This is a genomic window from Rhodopseudomonas palustris, from assembly GCF_013415845.1.
Classification (GTDB): Bacteria; Pseudomonadota; Alphaproteobacteria; order Rhizobiales; family Xanthobacteraceae; genus Rhodopseudomonas; species Rhodopseudomonas palustris_F.
Genome location: NZ_CP058907.1, coordinates 377,750 through 401,371, shown reverse-complemented (window position 1 = coordinate 401,371; position 23,622 = coordinate 377,750). Strand labels below are relative to the sequence as shown.

The 23,622-nt window shown below is 65.4% G+C and carries 23 protein-coding genes and 1 tRNA gene; 15 read left to right on the top strand and 9 right to left on the bottom strand.

The window, feature by feature from the left end; translation table 11 throughout:
- The first annotated feature begins 142 nt into the window (after window positions 1-142).
- From HZF03_RS01900 to trxC, 3 genes are all read left to right on the top strand, one after another.
- Entirely contained in the window at window positions 143-364 is a 222-nt protein-coding gene (locus HZF03_RS01900) for a ChaB family protein (protein WP_011155943.1), read from the top strand.
- A gap of 73 nt (window positions 365-437) precedes the next feature.
- Window positions 438-1,421, top strand: coding sequence for a zinc-dependent alcohol dehydrogenase family protein (locus tag HZF03_RS01895; RefSeq protein ID WP_119017602.1), 984 nt, complete (start codon window positions 438-440; stop codon window positions 1,419-1,421).
- Window positions 1,422-1,560: 139 nt separating this feature from the next.
- A complete protein-coding gene (trxC, locus tag HZF03_RS01890; RefSeq protein ID WP_119017603.1) occupies window positions 1,561-1,998 on the top strand; it encodes a thioredoxin TrxC in 438 nt (145 codons plus the stop codon).
- Here trxC and HZF03_RS01885 read toward each other — a convergent pair whose 3' ends face one another.
- Complete coding sequence (locus tag HZF03_RS01885; RefSeq protein ID WP_119017604.1) at window positions 1,999-2,484, bottom strand: Lrp/AsnC family transcriptional regulator; 486 nt, start codon at window positions 2,482-2,484, stop codon at window positions 1,999-2,001. It abuts the gene before it with no gap.
- Between the two features lie 109 nt (window positions 2,485-2,593).
- On the opposite strand from HZF03_RS01885, the gene megL reads away from it, so the two are divergent.
- On the top strand, window positions 2,594-3,778 hold the full coding sequence (gene megL / locus HZF03_RS01880) for a methionine gamma-lyase (RefSeq protein ID WP_119017605.1): 1,185 nt from the start codon (window positions 2,594-2,596) through the stop codon (window positions 3,776-3,778).
- 344 nt (window positions 3,779-4,122) lie between these two features.
- Window positions 4,123-6,501 (top strand): sensor domain-containing protein, encoded by a 2,379-nt coding sequence (locus HZF03_RS01875; protein WP_234832177.1) that lies wholly within the window; start codon window positions 4,123-4,125, stop codon window positions 6,499-6,501.
- Between the two features lie 49 nt (window positions 6,502-6,550).
- On the opposite strand, the gene HZF03_RS01870 is transcribed toward HZF03_RS01875, so the two are convergent.
- Both HZF03_RS01870 and HZF03_RS01865 read right to left on the bottom strand, forming a co-directional pair.
- Window positions 6,551-6,625, bottom strand: a tRNA-Glu gene (locus HZF03_RS01870).
- 240 nt (window positions 6,626-6,865) lie between these two features.
- Entirely contained in the window at window positions 6,866-7,201 is a 336-nt protein-coding gene (locus HZF03_RS01865) for a hypothetical protein (RefSeq protein WP_012494099.1), read from the bottom strand.
- A gap of 72 nt (window positions 7,202-7,273) precedes the next feature.
- Here HZF03_RS01865 and HZF03_RS01860 point away from each other — a divergent pair, with 72 nt between their 5' ends.
- Both HZF03_RS01860 and rpoH read left to right on the top strand, forming a co-directional pair.
- Entirely contained in the window at window positions 7,274-8,248 is a 975-nt protein-coding gene (locus tag HZF03_RS01860; RefSeq protein ID WP_165858097.1) for an RluA family pseudouridine synthase, read from the top strand.
- A 221-nt stretch (window positions 8,249-8,469) separates the two neighbouring features.
- Entirely contained in the window at window positions 8,470-9,369 is a 900-nt protein-coding gene (gene rpoH / locus HZF03_RS01855) for an RNA polymerase sigma factor RpoH (protein WP_011155935.1), read from the top strand.
- Window positions 9,370-9,578: 209 nt separating this feature from the next.
- Here the strand turns inward: rpoH and HZF03_RS01850 are convergent, their stop codons facing one another.
- Window positions 9,579-9,941 carry a hypothetical protein gene (locus HZF03_RS01850; RefSeq protein ID WP_119017607.1) on the bottom strand — a complete coding sequence of 121 codons (363 nt, stop codon included), beginning with the start codon at window positions 9,939-9,941 and terminating at the stop codon, window positions 9,579-9,581.
- Window positions 9,942-10,039: 98 nt separating this feature from the next.
- Window positions 10,040-10,936, bottom strand: coding sequence for an MBL fold metallo-hydrolase (locus HZF03_RS01845; protein ID WP_119017608.1), 897 nt, complete (start codon window positions 10,934-10,936; stop codon window positions 10,040-10,042).
- Between the two features lie 93 nt (window positions 10,937-11,029).
- On the opposite strand from HZF03_RS01845, the gene HZF03_RS01840 reads away from it, so the two are divergent.
- Window positions 11,030-11,833, top strand: a complete 804-nt coding sequence (locus tag HZF03_RS01840) for a sulfite exporter TauE/SafE family protein (RefSeq protein ID WP_119017609.1) — start codon at window positions 11,030-11,032, stop codon at window positions 11,831-11,833.
- A 78-nt stretch (window positions 11,834-11,911) separates the two neighbouring features.
- Window positions 11,912-13,039 carry an endonuclease/exonuclease/phosphatase family protein gene (locus tag HZF03_RS01835; RefSeq protein ID WP_119017610.1) on the top strand — a complete coding sequence of 376 codons (1,128 nt, stop codon included), beginning with the start codon at window positions 11,912-11,914 and terminating at the stop codon, window positions 13,037-13,039.
- Window positions 13,040-13,054: 15 nt separating this feature from the next.
- Here HZF03_RS01835 and bla read toward each other — a convergent pair whose 3' ends face one another.
- Window positions 13,055-13,930, bottom strand: coding sequence for a class A beta-lactamase (gene bla / locus HZF03_RS01830; protein ID WP_119017611.1), 876 nt, complete (start codon window positions 13,928-13,930; stop codon window positions 13,055-13,057).
- A gap of 268 nt (window positions 13,931-14,198) precedes the next feature.
- On the opposite strand from bla, the gene HZF03_RS01825 reads away from it, so the two are divergent.
- Window positions 14,199-15,074: a hypothetical protein gene (locus tag HZF03_RS01825; RefSeq protein WP_119017612.1), complete on the top strand. Its 876-nt coding sequence runs from the start codon at window positions 14,199-14,201 to the stop codon at window positions 15,072-15,074.
- A gap of 77 nt (window positions 15,075-15,151) precedes the next feature.
- Here the strand turns inward: HZF03_RS01825 and HZF03_RS01820 are convergent, their stop codons facing one another.
- A complete protein-coding gene (locus HZF03_RS01820; RefSeq protein WP_119017613.1) occupies window positions 15,152-16,765 on the bottom strand; it encodes a phosphoenolpyruvate carboxykinase in 1,614 nt (537 codons plus the stop codon).
- Between the two features lie 188 nt (window positions 16,766-16,953).
- A complete protein-coding gene (locus tag HZF03_RS01815) occupies window positions 16,954-17,688 on the bottom strand; it encodes a HugZ family pyridoxamine 5'-phosphate oxidase (protein ID WP_119017614.1) in 735 nt (244 codons plus the stop codon).
- A gap of 233 nt (window positions 17,689-17,921) precedes the next feature.
- On the opposite strand from HZF03_RS01815, the gene HZF03_RS01810 reads away from it, so the two are divergent.
- The 5 genes from HZF03_RS01810 to HZF03_RS01790 all read left to right on the top strand — a co-directional run bounded on the left by HZF03_RS01810 (window position 17,922) and on the right by HZF03_RS01790 (window position 21,913).
- Window positions 17,922-18,623 carry a response regulator transcription factor gene (locus HZF03_RS01810; RefSeq protein ID WP_011155926.1) on the top strand — a complete coding sequence of 234 codons (702 nt, stop codon included), beginning with the start codon at window positions 17,922-17,924 and terminating at the stop codon, window positions 18,621-18,623.
- A 105-nt stretch (window positions 18,624-18,728) separates the two neighbouring features.
- Window positions 18,729-20,531 carry a sensor histidine kinase gene (locus HZF03_RS01805; RefSeq protein WP_179906251.1) on the top strand — a complete coding sequence of 601 codons (1,803 nt, stop codon included), beginning with the start codon at window positions 18,729-18,731 and terminating at the stop codon, window positions 20,529-20,531.
- Entirely contained in the window at window positions 20,528-20,995 is a 468-nt protein-coding gene (locus tag HZF03_RS01800) for an HPr kinase/phosphorylase (protein ID WP_119017615.1), read from the top strand. Before HZF03_RS01805 ends, HZF03_RS01800 begins: the two co-directional genes overlap by 4 nt.
- Window positions 20,996-21,182: 187 nt before the next feature.
- Window positions 21,183-21,584, top strand: coding sequence for a PTS sugar transporter subunit IIA (locus HZF03_RS01795; protein ID WP_011155923.1), 402 nt, complete (start codon window positions 21,183-21,185; stop codon window positions 21,582-21,584).
- Window positions 21,581-21,913 (top strand): HPr family phosphocarrier protein, encoded by a 333-nt coding sequence (locus tag HZF03_RS01790; RefSeq protein WP_012494088.1) that lies wholly within the window; start codon window positions 21,581-21,583, stop codon window positions 21,911-21,913. Before HZF03_RS01795 ends, HZF03_RS01790 begins: the two co-directional genes overlap by 4 nt.
- Window positions 21,914-21,964: 51 nt before the next feature.
- Here the strand turns inward: HZF03_RS01790 and HZF03_RS01785 are convergent, their stop codons facing one another.
- The gene (locus HZF03_RS01785) at window positions 21,965-23,503 is read right to left on the bottom strand and encodes a glycosyltransferase family 39 protein (protein ID WP_119017616.1); all 1,539 of its coding nucleotides are present in this window, start codon (window positions 23,501-23,503) and stop codon (window positions 21,965-21,967) included.
- Window positions 23,504-23,622 lie beyond the last annotated feature (119 nt).

The window sequence follows — 23,622 nt, the reverse complement described above, 5'->3', positions numbered from 1 at the left end:
TGACCGGCGTCAACGCCAGACCTGCGACGCGAGCTTGCCGCAATCGGATGCGAGCGTCGCGACAGGTAGCGACGCACAGCCAGGAACGGGCGATCACGGAAGCCAGTTCCTCGGCGAAGCGGCGCGACAAGGGAGGGCCCGCGTGCCTTATGCTTCCACCGACGATCTTGCGCCGGGACTGCAAGTCCGGCTGCCACTGCACGCTCAGGAGATCTACATCGCGGCCTTCAACAACGCCTTCGCCGAGTACCAGGATCGAGGCCCGGAGGAGCAGGAGGCTACCGCACATCGCGTCGCATGGGCTGCGGTGAAGAAGCTTTACCGCAAGCAGGGCGAAAACTGGGTGGCGCGCGAACGGAGCTGATCGGCTCGGCTTTGATCGATAAGGCCACGCGCGCTATATCCATCGTATCCGATCTCCGACCCAGGAGCCCGCGATGGATGCGATGGTGCTGACGGCACCGGGCACGTCGCTGCAATGGCAATCGCGCGACACGCCGCAGCCGGGTGACGGCGAGGTGCTGGTCACGGTGAGCGCTTGCGGCGTCTGCCGCACTGACCTTCACGTCGTCGATGGCGAATTGCCGAACATCCGTTATCCGATCATTCCCGGCCATGAGATCGTCGGCCGCGTCGCGGCGGTCGGCGCTGGGGTCACCACACATCAGATCGGTGACCGCGTCGGCATTCCCTGGCTCGGCCACACTTGCGGGCTGTGCCGCTACTGCCGAAGCGGCATGGAGAATCTGTGCGATGCGCCGCTGTTCACCGGCTACACCCGCGACGGCGGATTTGCGTCTCACGCCATCGCCGACGCGCGCTACGCATTTCCGCTCGGCGAGGCCGGCGATGACGTTGCGATTGCGCCGCTACTGTGCGCCGGACTGATCGGCTGGCGCTCGCTGGTGATCGCCGGCGCGGCCGAGCGGCTCGGAATCTACGGCTTCGGTGACGCCGGCCATATCGTGGCGCAGGTCGCGCGCTGGCAAGGACGGCAGGTGTACGCCTTCACTCGCGGCGGCGATGTCGCGGCTCAGGACTTCGCCCGCAGCCTCGGCGCAGTGTGGGCCGGCGCTTCCGAGGAGCAACCGCCGCAGCCGCTCGACGCCGCGATCATCTACGCGCCGGTTGGCAGCCTGGTACCAGCCGCGCTGAAGGCGGTGCGCAAAGGCGGCCGCGTGGTCTGCGCCGGCATCCATATGAGCGACATCCCGAGCTTTCCGTACGACCTGCTGTGGGAGGAACGCCAGCTCGTTTCGGTCGCCAACCTCACCCGGCAGGACGGTGTCGATTTTCTCGAGGTGGCGCAGCAGGCCGGCATCCGGACCGAGACCCATGCCTTTCCGCTACGTGAGGCCAACACGGTTTTGAACAAACTCCGCGCGGGCGAACTGCTCGGTGCGGCGGTGCTGGTGCCATAGCGACGCCTCGCACCGTCATTGCGGGGCCGAAGGCGAAACAATCCAACAGCCGCGCCCGCCGAACTGGATTGCTTCGGCGGCTTCGCCTCCTCGCAATGACGAAGGGAACGCCTAGATAATCGATCGAGGAGATCCGACGATGTCCGACCGTCTCGTGGTGTGCACGCATTGCGGCGGGGTCAATCGGCTGCCGGAGCAGCGGCCGGCGCTGGACGGCAAATGCGGCAAGTGCGGTCATAGACTGTTCGAAGGCCATCCGGCCGACGTCAGCGGCGATCAGCTCGACAAGCAGGTGTCGCGCAGCAGCGTGCCGGTGCTGGTCGATGTCTGGGCGCCGTGGTGCGGACCGTGCCGAGCAATGGCGCCGGCCTACGAGCAGGCCGCGCATGAGCTGGAGCCGAATGTCCGCCTGATCAAGCTCAACTCCGACAACGAACAGCAGGTCGCCGGCCGGCTCGGCATCCAGGGCATCCCGACCATGATCCTGTTCGACAACGGACGCGAGCGCGCCCGGACCTCGGGCGCGATGCCGGCGGGAGAGATCGTGCGCTGGGTGAGACAGCACCTGCCGGCGTGATCACGCCGCCGGCAGCGGCAACGGCCCGCTGAGCTTGTAGCTGCGCATCGCGAACGAGGTGCGGATGTCGCGCACTGTTGGCAGCGCCAGCAGGCCCCGCAGCACGGTGGTCTCATAGCTGGCGATGTCCGGCACTACCACTTCGAGCAGGAAGTCGCTGTCTCCGGACACCAGATGGCAGGCGATCACTTCCGGCATCGTCTGCACGGCTTCGATGAAGCTCTCGGCATTGTCGCGGGAATGCCGCTCGACCCGGATGAACGCAAACGCCGTGACCGCTAGCCCGACCGCGGCGCGGTCGACCAGCGCCCGATAGCTCGCCAGCACGCCGGCCTGCTCCAAGAGCTTGACCCGCCGCGAGCATGGCGACGGCGACAACCCGACCTTCTCGGCCAGCACGATATTCGGAATCCGGGCGTCGGCCTGCAGCTCGGCGAGGATTTTCAGGTCGATCGCATCCAGGGTGATTTTAGCAGGATTGACCATATGCTGCGCAGCAAAGTGAAGAAGATTGCCAATTTGTATGTGTTTGATAGCATGATTGGCAAGTTTAGAAGCGGGCTTCGGGCCATACTCGCCAAAAAGGAGCCCCGCCATGACCGAATCGTCCCACTCGCCCGGCTTTGCCACCACCGCGATCCACCACGGCTACGACCCGCTGGCGCATCACGGTGCGCTCAACCCGCCGCTGTTCCTGACCTCGACCTACGCGTTCGCCAGCGCCGCTGAGGGCGCGGCGCGGTTCGCCGGCGAGGCCGAAGGCTTCGTGTATTCGCGGGTCGGCAATCCGACGGTGGCGGTGCTGGAGAGCCGACTGGCGGCGCTGGAAGGCGGCGAGGCCGCGCTCGCCACCGCCTCGGGCGTCGGAGCCCTGACGGCGCTGATCTGGACGCTGCTGAAGACGGGCGACGGCATCATCGCCGACCAGATGCTGTACGGCTGCACCTTCGGTCTGTTCGAGCATCATCTGCCACGGTTCGGCATCGAGGTGGTGTTCGCCGATCTCACCGATCCGGCCAATCTGCAGGCCGCGCTACGGCCGAATACCCGGCTGGTGTTCACCGAGACCCCGACCAATCCGAACATGCGGCTGGTCGACATCGCCGCCTGCGCCGAGATCTGCCGGCGCGCCGACGCTCGCCTCGTCGTCGACAACACCTACTGCACGCCTTATCTGCAGCGCCCGCTCGATCTCGGCGCAGATCTCGTCACCCATTCGGCGACGAAGTATCTCGGCGGCCATGGCGACCTGCTCGCCGGCGCGGTGGTGGGGCCGAAGGAGATCATCGATCAGCTCCGCTTCGTCGGCATTAAGGAGCTGAACGGTGCCTGCATCTCGGCGTTCGACGCCTTCCTGATCCTGCGCGGCCTGAAGACGTTGAACCTGCGGATGGATCGCCACAGCGCCACCGCCGTAAAGCTCGCGCACGATCTCGAAGCGCATCCCGCCGTCGCCGCCGTGTACTACCCCGGTCTCGACAGCCACAAGCAGCGCAACCTCGCGCAGCGGCAGATGCGCCAGCCCGGCGGCATGATCGCACTCGAGCTCAGAGGCGGATTAGCAGCCGGCCGCAGCTTCATGGACAAGGTGAAGCTGGCGACGCGAGCGGTCAGTCTCGGCGACGCCGAGACCCTGATCCAACACCCGGCCAGCATGACCCACGCGACCTACGATCCGGCCGAACGCGCGCGGCACGGATTTACCGACGGACTGATCAGGATCTCAGTAGGACTGGAGGATTATGAGGATCTGAAACAGGACTTGCTTGGGGCGCTATGAACTACGCGTTGTTCCGACAAGGCGGAACCCGAAGTTCCAACCTCGATCTACTCCGGCGCGGCCACGCCGGTTCCAAGTCGGTTCACGCAAATTATACCACGATGGCGAGCGCTCTGATCTCGTTGGAACTTTCGCTCTGAAGCCGGGTAGCCTCATGTTACGACTGTACCATGATGCGGGTTCGTCTTGGGTGGTGAAAGATGGCCGTTCGGGGAGTGTCATTGCGGCAGCCTTACCCACGAGAACCGCGGGGGTGGCATCAGGAGTGGTCGCTGCGTCGCGCGATGCGGATGGCGCGCGCTGCGTATTGGGAGTCTTACAGCGCCGCCGCAACCGATTTCTGGATGTCGGCTGAATTCACGTCGCTCTACGATGCCGACACGCCCGACGATTCCGTTCCGCTCGCGCCGGCTCGTGACCATGACCTCACCGACAGCCACGCGATTCTGCAGGCTCACTACGCCGCGTGCTGGACGGAGGGCCGGCCGTTTGCGGTGGAAACGAAACTGATCAAGCCTGATGGCCGTCTGCTCGATTGCGTCGTGCACGGCGAGCCGGAGTTCGATGCGAACGGTCAGGTCCAGCGGGTGTTCGGCATCGTCCGCGATGCAACTCCTGAAACATCTGCCCTCCGGCAGCTGGCCGTGAGCGAACAGCGTCTGGCAGATTTCGTCAGCACCGCGTCGGACTGGTGTTGGGAGTCCGGCCCCGACCATCGGTTGCTTCCCTATCCGAAATCACTCGATGGCAATGCGGCGCTGCAGACCGTCGCGTCCGGCGGAAAGGCGCGGTGGGAGCTCGCTTATGCGCCCGACGAAGAAGGCTCCATGGCCCTGCACCGGGACGATATGGAAGCCCATCGCCCGTTCCGTGACTTCATCTACACATCGATTGGCAACGACGGCTCGCGGATCATTATTTCGACCAGCGGCAAGCCGATCTTTGCCGATGACGGGACATTCCTGGGCTATCGCGGCACAGCCAGCGACATCACCCAGCTTGCGGCCGCCAGAACATTGCTCGACCAGCGCACCGGAGCGTTGGAAGAGGCTCATCGGCTCGGCCGGATCGGGACCTGGACTCATCGGCTCGACACCGGCCGGACCGTGTGGTCGCCCGAACTCTATCAGCTGCTTGGCCTGGAGCCCGATGCGTTCGAACCGACCTATGAAGGCACAGAGCCTTATTTTCTGGACGATGACGCCGCACGCCTGCTGAAGATCCAGAAGCGCGTTCTTCGCACCAGCACGACGGAAGCTACCGACATTCGGATTCTGCACACCGACGGCACGCCACGCGATCTGGCCATCATCTGCAAGGCCGAGATTTCGAACGGGAGGGTCATCGGCCTGATCGGCACCGCGCAAGACGTCACCGATCGCAAGGAGGCGGAGCGCCGGCTCGAGCAGCTCGCCTATACGGATCCGCTGACCGGCCTTGCTAATCGCGCGCTCTACAAGCGCAAGCTCGCCGATCTGTTCGAGAACCCGATGGCGGAGCACGGCCAGAACGCGCTGTACCTGATCGACCTCGATCGCTTCAAAGAGGTCAACGATTCCCTCGGCCATTCCACCGGCGACAGCCTGCTGATTCACGTGGCGGGAGTGTTGCGACAGGAGCTGGGTCCGCAAGCCTTTATCGCCCGGATCGGCGGCGACGAATTTGCGGTGCTGACGAACTCTCCAAATACGTCTGTCGAAGCGACGACCGCCCTTGCGGACCGGTTGATCGCGAAACTATCAGTCCCGGTCGAGCTTGCCGAAGGCGAGGCCTGCATCGGCGCCACCATCGGCATCGCCATCTTGCCGGAGCACGGCGCAACCGCGGAGAAGGCCTCGCGCAATGCGGATCTTGCGCTCTATATGGCCAAAGAGGCCGGGCGCGGCCGGGCGCAGCTGTTCGAGCCGATGTATGCCGAGGCGGTCGATCAGAAGCTCGACCTCGGCCGGAGGCTGCGCCATGCCGTCGACAGCGGCGGCCTCAATACGCATTACCAGCCGCAGATCGACCTCAAGACCGGTCGGGTCATCGGCTTCGAAGCGCTGCTGCGCTGGAGCCATCCCGAACGCGGGCCGATTTCACCGGCGGAGTTCATTCCGATCGCGGAAACCACCGGCCTGATCGTCGATCTCGGCCATTGGGTGCTGCGCGATGCCTGCAAGCAGATGCGCGGCTGGCTCGACGCCGGACTGCCGGCCAGGACCATCTCGGTGAACGTGTCTCCGGCGCAGATCTGGAACGGCGATTTCGAGAAAGTCGTGGCCACGGTGCTGGCCGACACCGGCCTGCCGCCGGAGCTGCTGTGCCTGGAGCTGACCGAGAATCTGTTCGTCGATCACACCAAACAGAAAGTCAGCACGACGCTCGCGGCGCTGTCGAAGCTGGGCATCCAGCTCGCGCTCGATGATTTCGGCTCCGGCTATTCGTCGCTCGGCTATCTGACACGCCTGCCGTTCAATCGCCTGAAGATCGACCGCACCTTCGTCGACGGCATCGCCACCGTGCCCGAGAAGTGCAAACTGCTCGGCGGCATCATCGCGCTGGCGCACGGCCTCGGCATGAGCGTCGTCGCCGAAGGCGCCGAACTGGCCGCCGAGGTCGATCTGCTCACCGCCTTCGACTGTGATTTCGTGCAGGGCTACGTGTTCTCACGGCCGGTCGCAGCAGATCAGGCGCCGGTGGTGGCGGCGGGTATTGAGCGGGGAGCCGGCTCGAATAACTGATCGCCGGGAAGACCTGCGTGAGGTCGGCATCCGCAGCTATTAACGCGAATGGCGCTCCCTAGGGGAATCGAACCCCTGTTTCAGCCTTGAGAGGGCCGCGTCCTAACCGCTAGACGAAGGGAGCGTGAGGGCCGAACCAATAGCCGCGAAACCGCGCCGCCGCAAGATCGGGGGGCGGCCTTTTCCGAAATCCGTCATGCCCGGGCTCGGACCCGGGCATCCATCCTTAAAGAATGGCCGTGCCTGTGGCCGTGGATGGCCGGGGCAAGCCCGGCCATGACGACGTTAGTGGGGCAAGACATCGATCTAAAGGCAAGGCGCTCGTCTTCAAGACGGACGGAACCGAACGAACGCGCCCCACCGCCTACGGTTCGGTCGCGAAGGTCAGGCGGCCGGTGGGTTTGAGGGTTTTGGCCTCGAAGGTGCGCAGCTCGGTGGCGCCGCCGATGTCGAGGGTGACGACCACATAGTCGCCGGCGGAGGCGGTCGAGACCACGCGGGCGCCCTTCGGCAGCCGCAGGGTGTGCTCGGTGGCGGCCGGCGCGCTTCCCTCGGCGCGGAAAAGCTTATAGCCGATGGCGATCAACACCGCGGCCACCGCCAGCGTCGTGGTCAGGCCCGCGATCAGCATCATCCGCCGCACCCGCGCAAACAGCGCGGCCTGCTCGGGGGTGGGGTCGGGCGTGGCGGTGTCGGTCATGCGAATCTCTGTTTGAAGGCGGCTGTTTTGGAAGGTGCGGTTGTGGGCGAAACGCCGGAAAATCCCGTGAATGTGGTGGTGGCCGGCGACGAGGGCTCGCAGCGGCTCGACCGCGTGCTGGCGGCGCGCTGCCCCGAGCTGTCGCGGTCGCGGCTGAAAGCGCTGATCCTCGACGGCCGGGTGGCGATCGCCGGCACCCTCGTCCGCGACCCCGCTTATCACGCCTCCCCGGGCGAGACGATCACAATCGACGTGCCGCCGCCGGTCCCGGCCGAGCCGGCCGGCGAGGCGATCGCGCTCGACATCGTCTACGAGGACGCCGACATCATCGTGCTGAACAAGCCGCGCGGGCTGGTGGTCCACCCGGCGGCCGGGCACGAGACCGGGACCCTGGTCAACGCCCTGATCGCGCATTGCGGGGCGTCGCTGTCCGGGATCGGCGGGGTGAGGCGGCCGGGGATCGTGCACCGGCTGGATAAAGATACCACCGGCCTGATGGTGGCGGCCAAGAACGACAAAGCGCACCAGTCGCTGAGCGCGCAATTCGCCGACCACGGCCGCACCGGGGAACTGCGCCGCGGCTACCTCGCCTTCGTCTGGGGGGTGCCGGGCCGCAAATACGGCACGATCGACGCCCCGATCGACCGCCACCCGCATGCGCGGGAGAAGATGGCGGTGCGCCAGGGCGGCCGGGAGGCGATTACCCATTGGGAGGTACTGGAGAACTTCTCCGGCAAGGACGGCAAGCCGGTCGCGGCGCTGATCGCCTGCCAGCTCGAGACCGGCCGGACCCATCAGATCCGGGTGCACCTCGCCCATCTCGGCCATCCCCTGCTCGGCGACGACGTCTACGGGCCGCACTTCAAGACCAAGGCTAACCAGCTCGCCCCGGCGGGGCGCGCCGCGTTGGCAGGGCTCGGACGGCAGGCGCTGCACGCGTATTTGCTGACGCTGGAGCACCCCTCGACCGGCGAGGTGCTGACCTGGGAATCACCCCTGCCGGCCGATTTGGCCCATCTTCAGGCCGCGCTGACGGCGACGGAATGACGCAGCAAAGTCAGAAAACGTAAATCATTTCACCGCGTTGTTGCGGCGTAACAACGACGTGACAAGACCGTAACTAAACTTGCGCGACTAACGTATTGTATATTGCAGGTGCGTTGGGATGAGCCAACGCGGAACCTTCGCAGGCCGGTCGGCTTTGACACAGCGGCCCGTCTGCCTGGCCGCCCGCTATCGGGGGCCTGAAACCAATTGGAGGGCGCTGAATGGCCCGTGCTGCTACTCTCCCGATTCTCAACGGAGAATCCGGCCTTGCTCGCTACCTTGCGGAAATCCGCAAGTTTCCGATGCTCGAGCCTCAGCAAGAGTACATGCTCGCCAAACGCTGGCGCGAACACGGTGATCGCGACGCGGCGCATCAACTCGTCACCAGCCACCTTCGCCTCGTCGCCAAAATCGCGATGGGCTACCGCGGCTATGGCCTGCCGATCTCCGAGGTCGTCTCGGAAGGCAACGTCGGCCTGATGCAGGCGGTGAAGCGGTTCGAGCCCGAGAAGGGCTTCCGCCTCGCCACCTACGCGATGTGGTGGATCAAGGCGTCGATTCAAGAGTACATCCTGCGTTCGTGGTCACTCGTGAAGATGGGTACCACCGCGAACCAGAAGAAGCTGTTCTTCAATCTGCGCAAGGCGAAGAGCAAGATCTCGGCGCTGGACGAGGGCGATCTGCATCCCGACCAGGTCAAGCTGATCGCCACCCGGCTCGGGGTGACCGAGCAGGACGTGGTCGACATGAACCGCCGCCTCGGCGGCGACGCTTCGCTCAACGCGCCGATCCGCGACGACGGCGAGCCGGGCGAATGGCAGGACTGGCTGGTCGATCAGTCGCCGAGCCAGGAAGCGGTGATGGCCGAGCACGAAGAGCTCGACCAGCGCCGGGCCGCGCTCAACGGGGCGATCCAGGTGCTGAACCCGCGCGAACGGCGGATCTTCGAGGCCCGCCGCCTCGCCGACGAGCCGATGACGCTTGAAGATCTCGCCTCCGAATTCGGCGTGTCGCGCGAGCGCGTGCGCCAGATCGAAGTGCGGGCGTTCGAGAAGGTGCAGAGCGCCGTCAAGGGCACCATCGCCCGCCAGGAACAGGCGGCTCTGGAAGCCGCGCACTGATCGCAAGCCGCGCAGAGCTGATAGCTACGAACCCCGCCCTCACCGGCGGGGTTTTTGTTTGGTTGCTCGCGCGGCGCGCCTAGCCTCGTGCGGGCATCCACATCTGAAGCCCGGAAACACAGATGGCCGGGACCAGCCCGGCCATAACGACAACTGATGAAAATGCCCCGTACGAAGAGCGGCGGAGGGCAAGCCGTGAGCGCGATGCCTCAGCTTCGCTTGGCGGTGCCGGTGACGAGCTGAGTCTGGCCGGTCGCCGCATCGGTGACGACGTTGCGGATCGAGGCGGTGTCGTTCTTACCAAGCGCAAACTTGGTGTCGCCGATCCGGAACGCGCCGTCCTTGATCAACACGCTCTGATACTTCACCGTGCCTTCGCTCTGATACTTCACCTGCGCGCGGAAACCCTGCACGTCCGAGACGGTGATCGAGAACTTCTTGGTGTTCGAATAGGTGCCGGTCCAGGTGCCGTTGTAGAGCGCCGGATCGACATTGACGTATTTGGTCTTCGACGGCGTCTGCAGCGCCGCGGACGAGTAACCCGACGCCAGCACGCTCATGATGTCAGCCATCGCGCGGCTCCCATGACGAATCTCGCGTCGGCACTCCACACCTCGGCGGTTAACACCGTGTTAAGGTTTGGCGCGTCGGTTGGCCGCGGCCGCCACCGTCAGCTAATTCCGGCCTCGGCGCCGGGCCTTGGGCGCACCGGCAGCAGCAGATAGCGCACGCCGTTGTGCTGCGCCTTCGGGAAGCGGCCGGCGCGGATGTTGACCTGGATCGACGGCAGCAGCAGCGTCGGCGCCTTCAGGGTCGCGTCGCGCTTGGTCCGCATCGCGACGAAGTCTTCCTCACTCACCCCGCCGCGCAGATGCACGTTGCCTTCGCGCTCGGCCTGAACGGTGGTTTCCCAAGCATAGGTGTCGCGGCCCGGCGCCTTGTAGTCGTGGCACATGAACAGCCGGGTCTGCGGCGGCAGCGCCAACAGCTTCTGGATCGAGCGATACAGCTGGTGGGCGTCGCCGCCCGGGAAGTCGGCCCGCGCCGTGCCGTAGTCAGGCATGAACAGCGTGTCACCGACGAACACCGCATCGGCGATCCTGTAGGCGATGTCGGCCGGCGTGTGACCGGGCGTGTGCATCACCTCGACCGTGAGGCCGCCGATCATGAACCGCTCGCCGTCCTTGAACAGGTGATCGAAATCGCTGCCGTCGGTGCGCAGATCGTCGGCGTTGAACAGCGGCCGGAAGATCTTCTGCACGTCCTTGATATGCTCGCCGATCCCGACCCGGGCGCCGGTCTTGGCCTTGATGTAGGGCGCGCCGGACAGGTGATCGGCATGGGCATGAGTCTCGAGCACCCAGTCGATCATCAGCCCGTCGGCGCGCGCAGCGTCCAGGATCGTCTCGACCGAGCGGACGTCGACCGAGCCGTCCCCGTGGTCATAGTCGAGCACCGGATCGATCACCGCCGCACGGCCGCTGGCAGGATCGGAGACGAGATAGCTGACCGTGTTGGTCGGCTCGTCGAAGAACGCACGGATGGCTGGCGAGGACGGGCTGGTCACGAGCGAGTGTCCTGATCCGAGAGAATTTACATTGCGTGCAAGTCAGATTTATTAGCATATTTTATGTGCACAAGGAGCTTTTTGTAGAATTTCATGCTGCCGAATATTCCTTTCACTGACCTCGTCACCGTCGCGTCGGGGGCCCTGGTCGGGTTCATCCTGGCGCTGATCGGCGGTGGCGGCTCGGTGCTGGCGGTGCCGCTCCTGGTCTATGTGGTCGGGGTGCGCTCGCCGCACATGGCGATCGGCACCTCGTCGATTGCGGTGGCGATCAGCGCGCTGGCCAACATGCTGTCGCACTGGGCCGCCGGCAATGTGCGCTGGGCCTGCGCGGTCGTGTTCTCCGCGGCGGGCATCGGCGGCGCATTTGCCGGCGCCACCATTGCCAAGCAGGTCGACGGCCAGAAGTTGCTGATCCTGTTCGGGCTATTAATGATCGTGATCGGCGCGCTGATGTCGCGCAAGAATCGCGGCGGCGGCGATCCGGCCGTGAGGCTGACGCGGGACACCGCTAGGGCGATGCTGCCGCGGCTGATCGGCACCGGTTTCGGCGTCGGACTACTGGCCGGCTTCCTCGGCATCGGCGGCGGCTTCCTGATCGTGCCTGGCCTGATCCTCGCCACCGGGATGCCGCTGACCTCGGCAATCGGCACCTCGCTGGTCGCCGTGGTGGCGTTCGGCGCCTCGACCGCGACCAGTTACGCGCTGTCGGGATTGATCGACTGGCGGCTCGCCGGCACCTTCATCGGCGGCGGCCTGATCGGCGGCCTGATCGGGATCGGCACCGGCAAACTGATCGGCGGCCACGACAAAGTGCTGCGCAGCGTATTCTCCGCGGTGGTCATCGCGGTCGGGCTGTACGTCTGCTATCGCGGTGCGATGTACTTCCTGACGTGACCGCCGGTTACAATCAGTAGTTGCACCCGCTCGTTCCGAGGCGCTAACCTTCCTCCTTTCAGTACCAAGGAGGATCGCATGGACTACACCGGCCTCCGCAGAATGAGCGACGCCGATCGCGGCCGCCTTATCACCACCCTCACCGGCCTGCGCACCGGCTTACGGCGGTTGCCGGCCAAAGGTCCGGGCAACTTCCTGCTCGCGACTTGGAACATCCGCGAATTCGGCGGCACCAAGTATCGCGGCCGGATTCCCGATGCGTTGTACTGCATCGCCGAATGCATCAGCCGGTTCGATCTGGTTGCCGTCCAGGAAGTCCGGCAGGATCTCGTCGCGCTCAAACAGGTCGTTCGGATTCTCGGCCGCGACTGGGACTACATCTACAACGACGTCAGCCTTGCCGACGGCGGCAACGGCGAACGGCTCGCCTTTCTGTTTAACCGCTCGCGGGTCCGCTTCACCGGGCTCGCAGGCGAACTTGTGCTGCCGAGCAAGTCGGCCAGCAAGCTGGTCGCGCAAATCGCCCGCACCCCATTCATCTGCGGCTTCCAGTCCGGCTGGGCGAAGTTCAATCTGTGCACCGTCCACATCTACTACGGCGAAGGCAAGAAGGACGACCCGAAGCGGATCGAGGAGATCGAGAAAACCGCGAAGCTGCTCGCCGACAAGGCCAAGAGTTACATCAACCTCGACGACCCGGTGGACTACTCGCCGGAGAACCTGGTTCTGCTCGGTGACTTCAACATCTTCGGCCGCGAGGATGCGACCTTCCAGGCGCTGACCAAGAACCGTTTCGTGATTCCGGAGCCGCTGTTGAGACAAAAGGGCAGCAACGTTTCCGAGGACAAGTTCTACGACCAGATCGCGTTCTTCAAGGAGACCCGCGGCATCGAGTGCTCGAACGCCGGCGTGTTCAACTTCTATCAGTACGCCTTCAATGATCCGAAGCTCTACAAAGGCGTGATGCCGGCGAGCGCGGCCTTCAACACCTGGCGCACCTTCCAGATGTCCGACCACCTGATCATGTGGACCGAATTCAACGTCGACAAGACCGACGCCTATCTGAAGACGCTGATGCGTGAGCAAGCCTCCGCCCCTAAGGGCGGCACAAAGAAAGCCGCGACGAAGAAGACAGCCAAGACGGCCGTGAAGAAGACCACCGCGAAAACCAAGGCGGCGAAGAAGAAAGCCGCCAAGCGGTCGTGACGCGCCGTGCGCGGCTCAGCCGCGCATGGCGTCCGCCACCGCGGCGCCGACGTCCGCGATGATCTTGTTTTGCTGATCGCGCACCACCGTCGCGCCGGTCAGATACACGGTGACGATCAACGGCGTGCGCTGCGGCGGCCACAGCACCGCGATATCGTTGGCGGTGCCGCGACCGCCGGTGCCGGTCTTGTCGCCGACGGTCCAGCCCGGCGGCACGCCGGCGCGCAAGCGCGTGCCACCCGTGGTGTTGGCTTTCAGCCAAGTGATCAGTTGCGCGCGCGACGCAGGCGACAACGCGTCGCCGAGTGTGAGCGCGCGCAGATCCTGCGCCATCGCCCGCGGCGAAGTGGTGTCGCGCGGATCGCCCGGCAGCGCCTCGTTGAGTTCGGTTTCGATCCGGTCGAGCCGCGTGGTCTCGTCGCCGAGCGAGCGGGCGAACGCGGTGAGACCGGCCGGGCCGCCGAAGCTCGCCAGCAGAAGGTTCGCAGCGGTGTTGTCACTCAGCGTGATCGCCGCCTTGCACAGCTCGGCGATCGTCATGCCATCCTCGACGTGCTTCTCTGTCGCCGGCGAATAGGTGACGAGGTCCGCCTTGGCGTAGCTGACCCGGCGATCGAGTTTTTCCTGCTTGCGGTCGACTCGCGCCAGCACCAGACCGGCGGCCAACACCTTGAAGGTGCTGCACATCGGAAACCGCTCATCGAGACGATGACCGATCATGCGGCCGCTGGCGGTGTCGAGCACACCGACACCAAGCCGGCCGCCGCTGCCGGCTTCGAGCCGCGCGCACATATCGGCGAGTGCGTCGGCTGCCAGCGCGGCGGAACTGCCGAACAGGCCTAAGCCGGCAAGCCCCGTCGCGGCCTTCATCAATTCACGCCGATCGATCATTCATCACCTGCTACCCGGATATTCGGACGATATGTATCAGGACGAAACGAGGCGGTGTTGCGGCCACTTTGTCATCCAACGCGCCGATCTGCGACAGTGCGCCTCAGGCCGCGGCCGGGCGTCTGCAACAGCACTGTCATGCAGCATCGGTAATTCGCAGTCGATGTCTCGTCATCGACCGCCTGATGCCGATCGAACGTCGCGCCCGATCCGGGCAGCGTCGGCGCGATCGCATCACCTCCGTTCAAATCCCGCGAAGGGCCAACTCATGCGCAACACCCTGCTGACTTCGATTACTTCCGTGCTGCTCGCCGTGGCGGTCTCCGCCGGCGTCGCCGCTGCCGCCGACGGCACGATCGACAACAGCGCGCTGTCGAAATCCGAATTTCGCGATCACGCCCGCACCTTCGGCCTGGTCTACACCCTGCCCAAGAACGTCAACGACGTTCTCGACAGCACCATCCGCGGGCCGCTGAAGGAAAAGCTGCTGAACGCCAAGCTCGACACCGAAGCGCAGATGTTCAACATCCCGCACGTCACCGTGGTGCACGTCCACAGCGCCGATCCGGCGACGCCGGAGAAGATGCTGGCGGCGATGCCGAAGCTGCCGCCGGTGCTCACCGTCAAGCTGAAGACGTTCTACACCACCGAAGCGGCCAAGGGCGCCGGCCGGCCGTGGTGGTTCGACCTCGGCCTGGTCAAGGAAGGCAAGAGCTTCGACGACATGATGGCGTTCAACACCACCGCCACTGCAGCGCTGACGCCGCTGCGCGACGGTCCGCTGCCGCGCTGCACCGGCCCGGTCTATGCGGCGATGGGCGACGCCGCCAAGGATCTGGTCCGCACCGTCGGCGTCAGCGGCGTCAACGTCGTCAAGGACGGCAAGGAGCTGCGCTCGCACAATCCGCACACCACGCTGGTCTACAGCATGGCCAAGTTCACGCCGGATCTGCAGGCGCAGATGAATCAGGCCGCCAAGGAGTTCAACCAGATCCTGCCGGACGGCGTCGACGCCACCTTCAAGACTGTGTCGATCGTCGAGCTCGGCTTTGCCGGCAACGTGCTGCGCGAGGTCTACCGGATCAGCCTCGAAGACGGCTCGGTGACGAACGTCGCCACCGGCAAGACGGCGTCGCTGAAGTAATCGCCGCGTCAGTACGCGGACAAGAAAAGGGCGGCCTCGCGGGCCGCCCTTTGCGTTTCAACTGGTCGCTGGCGCGCTTACTCGGCCGCCATCTTGACGTCCGGCGCGGCGGCGCGGACTTCGGCGTCGACCTGCGCTTCGAACTTGGCGAAGTTCTTCTGGAACATGCCGACCAGCTTGCGCGCGGTGGTGTCGAACGCGGCCTTGTCGGCCCAGGTCTTCACCGGATCGAGGATTTCGCTCGGCACGCCCGGCAGCGCGGTCGGGACCGCGAAGCCGAAGTAGGGATCGGTGCGGAATTCGACATTGCGCAGCGAGCCGTCCAGCGCGGCGGTGAGCAGCGCGCGGGTGACCTTGATCGGCATGCGGTGGCCAGTGCCGTAGATGCCGCCGGTCCAGCCGGTGTTGACCAGCCAGCAGTCGACATTGTGCTTGGCGATCAGCTCGCGCAGCATGTTGCCGTACACCGACGGATCGCGCGGCAGGAACGGCGAGCCGAAGCAGGTCGAGAATTCCGGGGTCGGCTCGGTGACGCCGCGCTCGGTGCCGGCGACCTTGGCGGTGTAGCCCGACAGGAAGTGATACATCGCCTGCGCCGGGGTCAGCTTGGCGATCGGCGGCATCACGCCGAACGCGTCGGCGGCGAGCATCACCACGTTCTTCGGCTGGCCGGCGCGGCCGGTCAGCGACGCATTCGGGATCGACTCGAGCGGATAGGCCGAGCGGGTGTTCTCGGTCTTGGAGCCGTCGTCGAAGTCCGGCTTGCGATCGAGATCGCCGAGCACGACGTTCTCGAGCACGGCGCCGAAGCGGGTCGAGGCGGCGTAGATTTCCGGCTCGTTCTCGGACGACAGCTTGATGCACTTGGCGTAGCAGCCGCCTTCGAAGTTGAAGACGCCGTCCTTGCCCCAGCCGTGCTCGTCGTCACCGATCAGCGTGCGGTTCGGATCGGCCGAGAGCGTGGTCTTGCCGGTGCCGGACAGGCCGAAGAAGATCGCGGTGTCGCCGTTCGGGCCGACGTTGGCCGAGCAGTGCATCGGCAGCACGCCCTTCTCGGGCAGGTAGTAGTTCAGCGTGGTGAACACGCTCTTCTTCATTTCGCCGGCGTACTGAGTGCCGCCGATCAGCACGATCTTACGGGCAAAGTCGATCGCGACGACGTTTTCGGAGCGGCAGCCATGGCGCTTCGGATCAGCGCGGAAGCTCGGCAAATCGATCAGCGTCAGCTCGGGAACGAAGTTCTCCAGCTCGGCGCGCTCGGGACGGCGCAGCAGCGTGCGGATGAACAGCGAGTGCCAGGCGAGCTCGGTGTAAACGCGAGTCTTGATGCGGAAGGTCGGATCGGCGCCACCGTACAGGTCCTGCGCGAACAGGGTCATGCCTTCGGCGTGCTTGAGGAAGTCCTGATACAGCGTCTCGAACTGCTCGGCAGTGATCGACTGATTACCACCCCACCACATGGTGTTTTCGGTGGTGGCGTCGCGGACCGTGAACTTGTCCTTCGGGCTGCGGCCGGTGAACACGCCGGTGTCAGCAACGAGGGCGCCGTCCGACGACAACACCGCTTCGCCGTTCTTCAGGGCGTGCTCATAGAGCTGAGGTGCACCGAAGTTCCAGTACACGCCTTTGAGATTTTTGAGGCCGAATTTGTCGGTGCCATATGCACCGTTATGCACGCCCGTCTCTTGCACGAATAGATCCTCCTCGAATCCGCGTTGTCTCGATCGCGCGATTGCCGCCAACGCGCATCACTGGCCGCGGTAACGTCAATATATACCGCCCTGATCCAGTGGGGCGACTGAATAGTGGCGAACGAGGGGTTTGCCAACCCGGCCGGCATTATTTCGTTTACCGCCGAGCGACATTGCGCTGGCTCAAGTCATTCCGTTTTGCGGGCAATGTCAGCCATGCGTTTCAGCATGTCCCGCAATGCAGCAGAGTTTTCCACGCGACTTGGAAAATCGAGCCGCAGCGTCGCACGCTCGCATTGCAGATCCAGCCCTTCCGGATCGATGCCGGTGCAGCGCCAGTCGGCTTCGCCAGAGCCGAGTAGCTGAGTGGCGTACAACTTCATTGTATCTGGATGATTGGCATTGATGTGCTCGACCGCCGAAGCCTCGACCTCGAGCAGCGCCTCTGCGCCGGTCAGATCGGTCAAGTAACGGTCGGGCGACAAGTCCAGGATCCGGCCGAACCCGGCCACCAAATGAAGTCCCGAGCTCTCGATCTTGAACAGCGAGAAGTCGGCGAAGTCGATGTAGCCCTCCGCCGCCGGATGCGCCGCGAGATACCGCCGACGCCACAGCGGCAGCTCATCAGGGCGCGCCAGAACAGCCCTGCCGGCCAACATGATCCGCGCCCCCTCGAGCGGGTCCCCGGCACTCCGCTCGTCAAGCATCAGCGACACCCGCGGGTCGGCCAGGACGTTGCGGGTATGGATCGCAAGACGGGAGATCAGCAGCAGCGGGGAGCCGTCAGGATGGCTGGCGAGATTCACCAGTGAGCAATATGGCGCACCGCTGTTTTCCATCAGCGTCGCGAGCGCGCCCTCGCGGCGACGGCGCAGCAGCGTTTTGGCGAGCTTCGGGGCACTGAAATCGGGGGTCGGTTGCATCAAAGACCTGTCGAATGGAGTTCAGTTCCTGCCAACGATTGGCACCGGGAGCCCTTTGCGGCACGAAAAACCGGCATATATCAAGGCCGGCCTGCCCCGATCGCGCGAATTCGGAACCGGCCACATTTCAGCCCAGCTTGCATTGCTCGTTGACTGTGCTTTCTGGGCCACCTCACACCGCGGATCGCCGAATCGTTTCGCTGTCTCGCCACGCCGTTTCGGAAAGAAGCCTCATGCCTACAATCGCTTTGGTCGACGACGACCGCAACATTCTGACTTCGGTCTCGATCGCGCTGGAAGCCGAAGGCTACCGGATCATGACCTACACCGACGGCGCCTCGGCGCTCGACGGCTTCCGGACCACGCCGCCCGACCTCGCCATCCTCGACATCAAGATGCCGCGGATGGACGGCATGGAGACGCTGCGTCGGCTGCGCCAGAAGTCCGATCTGCCGGTGATCTTCCTCACCTCGAAGGACGAGGAGATCGACGAGCTGTTCGGCCTGAAGATGGGCGCCGACGATTTCATCCGCAAACCGTTCTCGCAGCGGCTGCTGGTGGAGCGCGTCAAGGCGGTGCTGCGGCGTTCGGCGCCGAAGGACCCGGCTGCGGCTCCGAAGGAAAACGACGCCAAGGCGCTCGACCGCGGCCCGCTGCGGATGGACCCGGAGCGCCATACCTGCACCTGGAAGAACGAGCCGGTGACCCTCACCGTCACCGAATTCCTGATCCTGCAGGCGCTCGCGACCCGGCCCGGCGTGGTGAAGAGCCGCAATGCGCTGATGGACGCCGCCTATGACGATCAGGTCTATGTCGACGACCGCACCATCGACAGCCACATCAAACGGCTGCGCAAGAAGTTCAAGGCGGTCGACGACGAGTTCGAGATGATCGAGACGCTGTACGGCGTCGGCTATCGCTTTAAGGAAATCTGATCGGGGCGGCATGCCGCCGGCGCTGCGGCTGACGATGTCGCTGCATTGCGCTACACTCCGCGACGCGCGCCAAGCGCGTGTCGGTAACCATCGGGCTGATGGCCATTGCTAGATCGCACCTCGCCTGATTCAGACCGCCGTGACACCGAGGACGAATCCCCGGTGCGCGACGAGACTCCGGTGCACGGTCGCCGTTGGCCGCGGCCGCTCGACTGGGTGCGCCGTACCGGCCAATTCTTCTTCACGCTCAGCTTCTCCAGCCTGACGCGGCGGATTCTGTCGCTGAACCTCGCCGGCCTGATGGCGCTGTCGGCGAGCATTCTGTACCTGTCGCAATTCCGCGCCGGCCTGATCGACGCGCGGGCGCAGAGCCTGCTGGTGCAGGCCGAAATCATCGCCGGCGCGATCGCCGCATCCGCGACCGTCGAAACCAACACCATCACCATCGATCCCGACCGGCTGCTCGATCTCAAGCCCGGTGAGAGCTACGGCCCGCCGGACGAATATGCGGTGCTGGATTTCCCGATCAATCCGGAGCGCGTCGCCCCGGTGCTGCGGCGGCTGATCTCGCCGACCAAGACCCGCGCCCGGATCTACGATCGCGATGGCGTGCTGATCCTGGACAGCCGCAGCCTGTATGGCCGCGGCGACGTGATGCGGTTCGAGCTGCCGCCGCCGACCGCCGAAAAACCCAGCATCGTCGAGCGGGCGATGATTGCGATCCGCACCTGGTTCAATCGCGGCGACCTGCCGCTGTATCGCGAGCTCGGACCGGAGAACGGCAACGGCTATCAGGAAGTCGCCCAGTCGCTCAAAGGCCAGAAGAGCAGCATGGTGCGCATCAACGACCGCGGCGAAGTGATCGTCTCGGTGTCGGTGCCTGTGCAACGCTTCCGCGCGATCTACGGCTCGCTGATGCTGTCGACCCAAGGCGACGATATCGACCAGATGGTCACCGCCGAGCGGCTCGCAATCCTCAAAGTGTTCGGCGTTGCCGCGGTGGTGATGTTCGTGCTGTCGGTGCTGCTGGCCTCGACCATCGCCGGCCCGGTGCGCCGGCTCGCCGACGCCGCCGAGCGGGTCCGCCGCCGCATCCGCGCCCGGGTCGAGATCCCGGATTTCACAAGGCGCCGCGACGAGATCGGGCATCTGTCCGGCGCGCTGCGCGACATGACGGACTCGCTGTACAACCGCATCGAGGCGATCGAGCGGTTCGCCGCCGACGTCAGCCACGAGCTGAAGAACCCGCTGACCTCGCTGCGCTCGGCGGTCGAAACGCTGCCGCTCGCCAAGACCGACACCAGCCGGGCGCGGCTGCTCAGCGTGATCGAACACGACGTCAAACGGCTCGACCGGCTGATCTCGGACATTTCCGATGCCAGCCGGCTCGACGCCGAATTGCAGCGCCAGGACGCCGCGCAGGTCGATTTGCGCCGGCTGCTGACGACGCTGACGCTGGTCGCCAATGAGACCCGGCTCGGTCACAACGCGCTGGTCGAGGTGAAATTCGACGGCGCGGCTGCAGATCAGTTTTCGGTGCCCGGCCACGACTCCCGGCTCGGCCAGGTGATCTCCAACCTGCTGTCGAACGCGCAGTCGTTCTCGCGCGAAGGCGGCAAGGTCCGGATTCTGTGCCGCCGGCGCAAGACCGAGATCGAGATCATCGTCGAGGACGAGGGCCCCGGCATCCGCGACGACGCATTCGAGAAGATCTTCGAGCGCTTCTACACCGACCGGCCGCACCAGGGCTTCGGCCAGAATTCGGGCCTCGGCCTGTCGATCTCCAAGCAGATCGTCGAAGCTCATGGCGGCAAGATCTGGGCTGAGAACCGGGTCGGCCCGCGGGGCGAGGACGGCGAACCGACCATCGCCGGCGCCCGCTTCATCGTCCGGCTGCCGGCGACATGACCGAAGCTGTGCCGCGCACCGTCCATGCCTCCGCCGTGAAGGTCGGGGACCTGGCGGTGGTGATTCGCGGCCCTTCAGGTTCCGGGAAATCGCGACTGGCCTGGGCGCTGATCCTGGCCGGGCGCGCCGGGCAGATTCCGCGCGCGGAACTGATCGGCGACGACCGTGTCTTCATGGAACCGGATCAGGGACGGCTGACGGTCCGGCAGGTGCCGGAGCTGGCAGGCCTGATCGAAATCCGCGGTGTTGGCTTGCGGCAAACAGCGTCGGTCGCCGCCGCAACGGTCGGTCTGGTGGTCGACCTGGTAGCCGCGGACGCGTCGCGAATGCCGGAAACGGCGGCACTGCGGACCGAAATCGGCGGCGTCCAATTGCCGCGGGTTCCGGTCGCCGCCGGCTACGATCCGCTACCCTTGGTAGTGGCTGCTCTGACGACAACCGGCATGGCCGGGGAGGAAGCGTGATTGGAGGTTTGTTCGCAGCGATTTGGTAACTATATCAGCCACACAATCGTCACTGAACGGCCCCGCCGCAGCTCCTCACCGCCTTGCCTTCGACGGAGAATCGCGAAGACCCCCTTGCATAGGGGCTCTGGATGGTCAAAGTGACCGGTTCGCGCGGTGCACCACAAGCACCCGCGAGGAGTTTCCGATGATTGGTCTGGTACTTGTGACCCACGGGCGCCTTGCCGACGAGTTCAAGGCAGCGCTGGAACACGTGATGGGGCCACAGCAACAAATCGAAGCCGTCACGATTGGCGCCGAAGACGACGCCGATCTGTGCCGCAGTGACATCATCGAGGCGGTCAACCGCGTCGACAGCGGCGAGGGCGTGGCGATCCTGACCGACATGTTCGGGGGCACGCCGTCCAACCTGGCGATTTCCTGCATGAGCCGGCCGAAAGTCGAAGTGCTCGCGGGCATTAATTTGCCCATGCTGGTGAAGCTCGCCAAAGTCCGCGAGGAACGCTCGCTGCCGGAGGCGATTGCGCTGGCCCAGGAGGCCGGACGCAAATATGTCACCATCGCCAGTCGGGTATTGGCCGGTAAATGACCATCGACGCGCCTCAGCCCGGTTCCGGACCGGACCAAGCCTCCGGCGCTTCCGGCGATAAGATTTCCCGTGAGATTCCCGTCATCAATAAGCGCGGCCTGCATGCGCGGGCTTCGGCCAAGTTTGTGCAGATGGCCGAGCGCTTCAATGCCGAGGTCTGGGTCACCCGCAACGGCGAGACCGTCGGCGGTACCTCGATCATGGGCCTGATGATGTTGGCCGCCGGAATCGGTACCACCGTGACCGTCTCGGCGAGCGGCCCCGAAGCGCGCCAGGCGCTGGATGCGATCACCGAGCTGATGGGCTCGAAGTTCGGCGAAGAAGAATAGCCCCGCCGCAAGGCCGGTCGACCAGGCCGCCTCGCTGAGAGCGAGTCTCGGCTATTTCGCGTTCGTCCCCGAAGGCAATACCAGGAAGAACACGTCGCTGACCCGCCCTCCCGGCTGCCCGAACAGCGGCCGGCTGAGCCACACCTTGCCGCGCAGGATCTGGGGCTGGCCGGCGATGATCTGCTCGGCGGTCGCGATACAGCCCTTGTCGTCGGCCGGGCACACCAGGATGGCGCCACGCGCCGCCGCCCGCTGCTTCAGCGCGGCGAGGTCCGCGGTTTCGAAGCCCAGCGTGTCGGTGCGCAGATAGAACGCTGTGTTCTCGGCCAGGACGGTTTCGCCGGCAACCAGCGGCACCGGCTCGTCGATGTTCCGGCGCCATTCGCGGTCGACGTGGTCGGCGAGCAGCGAGGCGTATTCGAACGGTCCAGGCGGATCGCTGAGGTGGATCACCAGCGCCACCACCGGCGACAGCGCCAGCGAGCCGAGCGACACCGCGGACGCAACGATCAGGCAGCGCCGCACCGCGTCGCGTCCGACCGCGATCAGCGGCGAGGCCAGCAGCACGATCGGCAGCAGCGTGTAGGCCGGCATCGCCCATAGCGGAACGATCCGGATACCGGTCGCCAGCGCCACCGGCATCGGCGCCACGATCAGCAGCAGCTGGATCAGCAGGATGGTGCGCCGCTCCGACCCAGCGGGCCCCGCGATGTCGGCCAGCGCCGCGCGCGACGGCCGCAGCACCACCGCGGCGGTGATCAGCGCCACCGCCGCATAGGCGACGGCGCCGGGCAGATAGGTGAGCGTATCCCGCAGGTTATCGGCCAAGTCGGCCGACTCGTGCGCGGCCGCATAGGCGAGCGTCGGAAAGCCGTGGTCGGCCAGCCACCAGACATGCGGGCCCAACACCAGGCCGCCGCACAGGATCATCAGCCACGGCGCCGGTGAGGCGAAGAACCGGCCGCGCCGCGGATCGATCAGCGCCGCCAGCCCGAGCGCGACGACCAGCACGATCGACCAATATTTGCCGAGCATCGAGGCGCCGGCGAACACACCCGCAAGCGCCCCCCACAGCACGGCGCGGCTTTCCAGCGCGCGCAGGAAGCAATGGATGGTGAGTGCCCACAGCGGCAGCAGCACCGCATTGGCATTGTATTTCAGGGCGATGAAATTGAAGAACGGGATCAGCGTCAGCAGCGCCAGCCCGAACAGCGACTTCTCGGCGTCCATGTAGCGCCGCATCGTCCGCCAGGCGATGTACAGCGTCAGCGCGATATTGGCGGTCGCCAGCAGATGCACCGACAGGTCGGACGGCGGAACCAGCGTGAACCAGGCGCGCGCCACCCAGGCCGAGAACGGCGGATGCTTGTCGGTGCCGAGCGCCAGATGCCGCGACCAACCATACAGCTCGGTCTCGTCGGCATGCAGATCGCGCGGCCAGGTGGCGATGATCCGGTACGCGGTCCAGACCGCCATATAGGCGAGCAGCGTCCAGATAACGGTAAGCTCCTGCCGCTTGGGATCGAGCAGGGCGTCGAGCCAGCGCGTCAGTGGAGCGAAGGGGCGGCGGGGGGTGGAACGAGGGGACATCCGGGCCCTGGGCTGGAGGCGTGGCGCGGCGGACATCATCCGCTTCCGCCGGTCGCGTCAAGCATCGCAAAACCGGCGGTTTTTCGGGAGGTTGCGGCTTCCGTTCGCCTTGCCCGGCC

Bases quoted from the DNA above. Each gene is read 5' to 3' on its own strand.
- HZF03_RS01895 (WP_119017602.1), top strand. From the start codon at position 438: ATGGATGCGATGGTGCTGACGGCACCGGGCACGTCGCTGCAATGGCAA.
- trxC (WP_119017603.1), top strand. From the start codon at position 1,561: ATGTCCGACCGTCTCGTGGTGTGCACGCATTGCGGCGGGGTCAATCGG.
- HZF03_RS01885 (WP_119017604.1), bottom strand. From the start codon at position 2,484: ATGGTCAATCCTGCTAAAATCACCCTGGATGCGATCGACCTGAAAATC.
- megL (WP_119017605.1), top strand. From the start codon at position 2,594: ATGACCGAATCGTCCCACTCGCCCGGCTTTGCCACCACCGCGATCCAC.
- HZF03_RS01875 (WP_234832177.1), top strand. From the start codon at position 4,123: ATGTCGGCTGAATTCACGTCGCTCTACGATGCCGACACGCCCGACGAT.
- HZF03_RS01865 (WP_012494099.1), bottom strand. From the start codon at position 7,201: ATGACCGACACCGCCACGCCCGACCCCACCCCCGAGCAGGCCGCGCTG.
- rpoH (WP_011155935.1), top strand. From the start codon at position 8,470: ATGGCCCGTGCTGCTACTCTCCCGATTCTCAACGGAGAATCCGGCCTT.
- HZF03_RS01850 (WP_119017607.1), bottom strand. From the start codon at position 9,941: ATGGCTGACATCATGAGCGTGCTGGCGTCGGGTTACTCGTCCGCGGCG.
- HZF03_RS01840 (WP_119017609.1), top strand. From the start codon at position 11,030: ATGCTGCCGAATATTCCTTTCACTGACCTCGTCACCGTCGCGTCGGGG.
- HZF03_RS01835 (WP_119017610.1), top strand. From the start codon at position 11,912: ATGGACTACACCGGCCTCCGCAGAATGAGCGACGCCGATCGCGGCCGC.
- bla (WP_119017611.1), bottom strand. From the start codon at position 13,930: ATGATCGATCGGCGTGAATTGATGAAGGCCGCGACGGGGCTTGCCGGC.
- HZF03_RS01825 (WP_119017612.1), top strand. From the start codon at position 14,199: ATGCGCAACACCCTGCTGACTTCGATTACTTCCGTGCTGCTCGCCGTG.
- HZF03_RS01815 (WP_119017614.1), bottom strand. From the start codon at position 17,688: ATGCAACCGACCCCCGATTTCAGTGCCCCGAAGCTCGCCAAAACGCTG.
- HZF03_RS01810 (WP_011155926.1), top strand. From the start codon at position 17,922: ATGCCTACAATCGCTTTGGTCGACGACGACCGCAACATTCTGACTTCG.
- HZF03_RS01800 (WP_119017615.1), top strand. From the start codon at position 20,528: ATGACCGAAGCTGTGCCGCGCACCGTCCATGCCTCCGCCGTGAAGGTC.
- HZF03_RS01795 (WP_011155923.1), top strand. From the start codon at position 21,183: ATGATTGGTCTGGTACTTGTGACCCACGGGCGCCTTGCCGACGAGTTC.
- HZF03_RS01790 (WP_012494088.1), top strand. From the start codon at position 21,581: ATGACCATCGACGCGCCTCAGCCCGGTTCCGGACCGGACCAAGCCTCC.
- HZF03_RS01785 (WP_119017616.1), bottom strand. From the start codon at position 23,503: ATGTCCCCTCGTTCCACCCCCCGCCGCCCCTTCGCTCCACTGACGCGC.